Consider the following 2,956-nt stretch of genomic DNA (forward strand, 5'->3'; position numbering starts at 1 on the left):
AAACAACGACGACTGCGCCCACACCGTCTCGTTCAACCGCTCACCACCCCCCGCAACCACCTCACCAACCGAGCCCCCAAGATGCCGATCCAGCTCCCCACACACCTCATCAAACGCAGCCCCGAAAACCGGAAACGCCCCACGAAGCCCCTCACCCATACCCACCCGCTGCGACCCCTGCCCCGCAAACAAGAACCCCGCAGCGCCCTCACCACGAGCCACACCGGTCACCACACCACCGGCCGACTCACCATCCGCCACCGCCAGCAACCCCGCCAACAGCTCCTCACGACCGCCACCCATCACCACAGCACGGTGGGTCAGGGCCGCGCGGCCGGTCGCCAGGATCGCGCCGACAGCGGCGGCGTCCAGCTCGGGTCGGTCGGCGACGAAGCGGAGCAGCTGGGCCGCCTGGGCCCGCATCGCCTCGGGTGTGCGTCCGGAGAGTGCCCAGGGGACGACCCGCCCGGTCCACACGTCCGAACGGGATCCGTCCTGCTCGGTGGGCAGCGTGGGCGCAGCCTCCAGGATCACGTGGGCGTTGGTGCCGCTCATCCCGAACGATGACACCCCGGCGCGGCGCGGCCTGCCGTTCTCCGGCTCCGGCCAGTCCCGGGCCTCGCTCAACAGCTCGACGCCGCCGACGGACCAGTCGACCTCCTGGGTCGGCTTGTCTATGTGGAGGGACTCGGGGAGACGGCCCGCACGAAGGGCCATGACCATCTTGATGATCCCCGCGACCCCGGCCGCCGCCTGGGTGTGTCCGAGGTTGGACTTCAGCGAACCCAGCCACAGCGGTCGTGCCGCGTCGCGGCCCTTCCCGTAGGTGGCGAGCAGCGCCTGCGCCTCGATCGGGTCGCCCAGCGTCGTGGCGGTGCCGTGAGCCTCCACGGCGTCCACCTGGTCGGCGGGGACCCGGGCGTTGGCGAGCGCCTGCCGGATGACCCGCTGCTGTGCCGGGCCGTTGGGAGCGGTCATCCCGTTGGAGGCGCCGTCCTGGTTCACGGCGCTCCCGCGCACCACGGCCAGCACCCGGTGCCCATTGCGACGTGCGTCCGACAGCCGCTCCACCAGGAGCATGCCGACACCCTCGGACCATCCCGTACCGCCTGCCGAGTCGGCGAACGGCCGGCAGCGGCCGTCCTTCGAGAGCGTGCCGTCCAGGCTGAACTCGACGAAGGTACGCGGCGTGGACATGACGCTCACCCCGCCGGCGAGAGCCAGGGAGCATTCCCCCTGCCGCAGCGCCTGGACCGCCATGTGCAGCGCGACCAGCGACGACGAGCAGGCGGTGTCCACCGTGACCGCGGGGCCCTCCAGCCCGAAGGTGTAGGCGACCCTCCCCGAGACCACTCCCGAGGACCCGTAGCTGCCCGGGTAGTTGTGGTACATGACTCCGGTGAAGACGCCGGTCTGGCTGCCCTTGACCGCCCGGGGGTCGATACCGGCCCGCTCGAACGCCTCCCAGGTGGTCTCCAGCAGCAACCGCTGCTGCGGGTCCATCAGCAGCGCCTCACGCGGCGCGACGCCGAAGTGGTCGGCGTCGAACTGCTCGGCGTCGTGGAGGAAGCCCCCCTCGCGGACGTAGCTGGTCCCGGGGCGCTCTCCGGTCTCGTCGTGCAGCGTCTCCAGGTCCCAGCCGCGGTTCTCGGGGAAGGGACCGATGGCGTCACGGCCTTCGGACAGCAGCTCCCACAGGCCCTCGGGGGAGGTGACGTCACCGGGGAACCTGCAGGCCATGCCCACGATGGCGATCGGCTCGCGGGCTGCCGCCATCAGGTTCCGGTTCTGCTCGCGCAGGCTCTCCGCCTCTTTCAAGGATGCGCGGAGAGCGTCGACCACCTTGGCTTCGGTCTTATTCATAGCGCCGTCACATCTCCTGAGTCGCGTCGTCCTGGGTGACGCCCTGGAGCGCCATGTTGATCAAGGCTTCGGTGTCCATGGCGTCGATGGACTCGCCGTCGCCGCCGGAACGGTCGACCGCCCCGGTGTCGTCCCTGTCGGGTGCGGGTCGGCCGTCCGCCAGCTCCAGCAGGCTGTTCAGCAGCCCTGCTTCGCGGAGGCTGGCCAGCGGGATGCTGCCGAGCAGCTCCCGGACCCGCTGTTCGGTGTCGCCCGTGATCTCTTCCTGCTCGCCCTCGGCCTCGTCCTCGGGTGCCAGTTCCTCTGCGAGGTGGCGGGCGAGGGCGCGGGCATTGGGGTAGTCGAAGATCAGCGTCGCGGGCAGCCGGGTCCGGGTCGCGAGCGTCAGCTTGTTGCGGAACCCGACCGCGGCGAGCGAGTCGAATCCCAGTTCGCTGAACGAGCGCTCCGGCTCGATGGCCTGCGGCCCGTCGTGCTCCAGCAGCAACGCCGCCTCGGTCCGAATGAGTTGCAGGAGCTCGGCTTCCCGCTGGGCCTTGGGCAGCGCGCTCAGGTGCTCGCGGCGGCTCGGCCCGGAGCCTCCGCCCAGGCCGCCGCCCGCGTCTGCCGCGCTACGGCGCGCGGGTGCGCGGAGCAGCCCCCGCAGCATGCTGGGCACCTCCGAAGGGGACGCCTGCCGGAGGGTCGCGGTGTCGAGCCGCATCGGCAGCAGCAGGGCGTCCGGCAGATGCCGTGCGGCGTCCAGCAGGGCCAGGCCGTCCTCGACGCTGAGGGCGGCCACGCCCGCGTCGGCGATGCGCCGGCGGTCGGTGTCGCCCAGTCCGTCCCCCATACCGCCGCCTTCCGCGGACCAGAGGCCCCAGGCGAGGGACTGGGCCGGCAGCCCCTGGGCCCGCCGGTGGGTGGCCAGCGCGTCGAGGTAGGCGTTGGCGGAGGCGTAGTTCGCCTGCCCTGGGGTGCCCAGGACGCCCGCGGCGGAGGAGAACAGCACGAACGCCGACAGCTCCCGATCACGCGTCAGCTCGTGCAGGTTCCACGCCGCGTCCACCTTCGGACGCAGCACCCCGTCCACCCGCACCGGCGTCAACGAACC

General features: G+C 71.7%; 2 protein-coding genes. Both read right to left on the minus strand.

Translation table 11 applies throughout. The features are described 5' to 3' along the window. A partial coding sequence (locus HCJ92_RS23415; protein ID WP_167935608.1) for a type I polyketide synthase occupies positions 1-1,863 on the minus strand: 1,863 nt, incomplete at its 3' end. Between the two features lie 7 nt (positions 1,864-1,870). Continuing rightward, positions 1,871-2,956: beta-ketoacyl reductase (locus HCJ92_RS23420; protein WP_167935609.1), on the minus strand; the 1,086-nt coding region annotated here is incomplete at its 5' end.

The sequence above is a fragment of the Streptomyces spiramenti genome, assembly GCF_012034385.1.
Lineage (GTDB): Bacteria > Actinomycetota > Actinomycetes > Streptomycetales > Streptomycetaceae > Streptomyces > Streptomyces spiramenti.